This is a genomic window from Blastomonas sp. 34TW (assembly GCF_059803595.1).
Genome location: NZ_JAPFGW010000041.1, coordinates 1 through 2,554 on the forward strand (window position 1 = coordinate 1; position 2,554 = coordinate 2,554).

Genomic DNA, 2,554 nt, shown 5'->3' on the forward strand with positions numbered 1-2,554 from the left:
GTATCCATCCGGTGAAGGCCGCATGATGCTGGCCGGCGCGTAGCCGGGTTTAGGCGGCGATTGCGTCGGGGAGCGGCGCCCAGTTCCAAGGCAGCAACTGATCGAGCCGGGTGGCGGGGTGGTCCGCAATGCGGGCGAAGACATCGGCGAGCCAAGCCTGCGGATCGACATCGTTGAGCTTCGCGGTCTGGATCAGGGTGTAGATGATGGCGGCACGCTGGCCGCCGCGATCAGATCCGCAGAACAGCCATGCCTTGCGACCGAGCGGGATGCAGCGAAGGGCGCGTTCGGCAGCGTTGTTCGTCAAGCAGATGCGCCCATTGTCGAGGAACCGGGTGAACGCATCCCAGCGCTTCAGCATGTAGAGGCAGGCCTTGGTCAGATCATGGCCGCGCGACAGCTTGGCGACCTGCTCGGTGAGCCAAGCGTGCAGGTCGGCCATCAGCTGCGCGCTGAGTTCCTGGCGGGTGGCAAGCCGCTCGGCGGGGCTCTTGCCGTTGATGCCGCGCTCGATGTCGAACAGGGCATCGAGACGTTGCACGGCTTCCAGCGCGATCGGATAGACCATGCTGCTGCGCTGGCCGCGGCTCTTCTTGCGGGCCGAGCTGACGACATCGGCGAGCTCGAAGAACTTGCGCCTGGCATGGGCAAAGCAGCCCGCCTCGAGCACGGGACCGGGGTTGCGTCCTTCGCGGTAGAGCTCGTTGTAGCCGCTATAGGCATCGGCCTGCAGGATGCCGGACCATGGCGCGAGATGAGCTTGCGGGTGCTCGCCGCGCCGGTCGCGCGAGTAGTGGAACAGAGCGGCGGGTGGATCGGCCCCAGCAAAGGGGCGATCATCGCGGACGTAGACCCATAATCGGGCCGTATCGGTCTTGCCTCTGGCCATGACCGGCACCGTCGTATCGTCGCCGTGGATCCGGGTTGCGGCGAGAACGTGCGCCTCGATGAGCTTGTAGATCGGCATCAGCGCGTGCGCCGCAGCGCCAACCTGATCGGCAAGGGTCGAGAGGCTGAGCGGCACGCCTTCGCGGGCGAACCGCTCGGCCTGACGGTTGAGGGGCTGATGCTGCCCATACTTCTCGAACAGGAGCATGGCGAGGAAGCTGGGGCCCGCCCACCCGCGCGGAACCACGTGGAACGGTGCCGGCGCCTGCGCGATCTTCTCGCAGTCCCGGCACGCAAACTTCTCGCGCACCGTCTGGATCACCTTCCACGAGCGCGGGATCACCTCGAGCGTCTCGGTGACGTCCTCGCCAAGCTTGGAGAGCCGACCGCCGCCGCAGGCCGGGCAGGAACAGGGCGCAGGCACCACGACACGCTCGCGCGGCAGGTGCTCGGGGAACGGCTTCCTTGCGGGCCGCTTGCGCTCGAAGGCGGTGACCGTGGTGGTCTTAGCCGCCGCCGCCTCGGCGATCAGGTCGTCTTCGGCCGCGTCAGCCTCGAGCTCTTCGAGTTGCAGCTCCATCTGGTCGAGCAGGCGGCGGCTACGCTCGGCGCTGGGGCCATACTGCTCGCGCTTCAACTTGGCGATCTGCAGCTTGAGGTGCGCGATCAGCGCCTCGATGGCGCTCTCGCGGGCATGGGCGTTGGCGAGCTTGGCCTCTGCTTCGTCAGCCTTCTGGAGCGCGGAAACCAGCAGCGCCTTGAGCGCTTCGACATCGTCCGGAAGGGGCGAAATGACGGCTTCCATGGAGGAGAGTGAATCATCATCCACCCTCTGCTGCAAGGCCAAAATGCCCGCATCTGCCGGTTATCCTGCGCTCTGCGGCCGCCACGTATACTGCGGGTTGCGCCAGTCGATCCCCTCCAGCAGGCAGGCCAGCTGCGAGGGGGTCAGCGACACCGTTCCCTCACTCGCTGCAGGCCATATGAACCGCCCCTTCTCGAGCCGCTTGGCGTAAAGCGACATGCCGATCCCGTCGTGCCAGATGATCTTGACCAGCGAGCCTGCGCGGCCGCGGAATACGAACAGATCGCCGCAATGCGGATTACGCTTGAGCCCTTGCTGGACCAGCAGCGCCAGGCCCTGCATGCCCTTCCTCATATCCGTGTGGCCGAGCGCGATCCACACACGGGCGCCGGGAGGGATCACCGCAGCGCCTTCAGGGCAGCCGCAACCAGCGCTGGCGACGCCGCGGGATAAATGCTCAGCCGCTTCCCGCGTGGCAGGTCGATGATCATCGCGGGGTGCTCGGCAGCGCTGACTGCCACCGCATCCTCGTCCAGCACAGCTTCGGCAAACACCGGCGCTGGCAACGCCTCGGCCGCGCTGGCCTCCTGCGCCGCATCTGCCTCGCGCAGCTTGCGCCGCCACGTGTAGATCAGCGCCGATGAAATATCGTGCCGTCGGCACACCTCGGCAACGCAGGCGCTCGGCGCGAAAGCCTCGGACAGGATCCGCAGCCGCTCTTCCTCGCTCCACCGTCGGCGCCGCTCTGGCCCCGAAAACACCGTCACCTGACCCATCGACCACTCCTAAGCGCGCTCACAAGAGCACGCTAAAGAGCGCTCAATACCTACCCAGACAAGGCGGCCCCCGCCGGATGGATAC

Annotated in this window: 3 protein-coding genes; all 3 read right to left on the reverse strand. The window is 66.6% G+C overall.

The window, feature by feature from the left end; all coding sequences use genetic code 11:
- Positions 1-49: 49 nt before the first annotated feature.
- From tnpC to tnpA, 3 genes are read right to left on the reverse strand one after another with little or no spacing between them, the layout of a single operon-like run.
- The gene (gene tnpC / locus OPU69_RS19845) at positions 50-1,693 is read right to left on the reverse strand and encodes an IS66 family transposase (protein WP_086740883.1); all 1,644 of its coding nucleotides are present in this window, start codon (positions 1,691-1,693) and stop codon (positions 50-52) included.
- 60 nt (positions 1,694-1,753) lie between these two features.
- The gene (gene tnpB / locus OPU69_RS19850; protein WP_240506054.1) at positions 1,754-2,095 is read right to left on the reverse strand and encodes an IS66 family insertion sequence element accessory protein TnpB; all 342 of its coding nucleotides are present in this window, start codon (positions 2,093-2,095) and stop codon (positions 1,754-1,756) included.
- Positions 2,092-2,469: an IS66-like element accessory protein TnpA gene (gene tnpA, locus OPU69_RS19855; RefSeq protein ID WP_072678280.1), complete on the reverse strand. Its 378-nt coding sequence runs from the start codon at positions 2,467-2,469 to the stop codon at positions 2,092-2,094. The genes tnpB and tnpA overlap by 4 nt, the downstream gene beginning before the upstream one ends.
- Positions 2,470-2,554 lie beyond the last annotated feature (85 nt).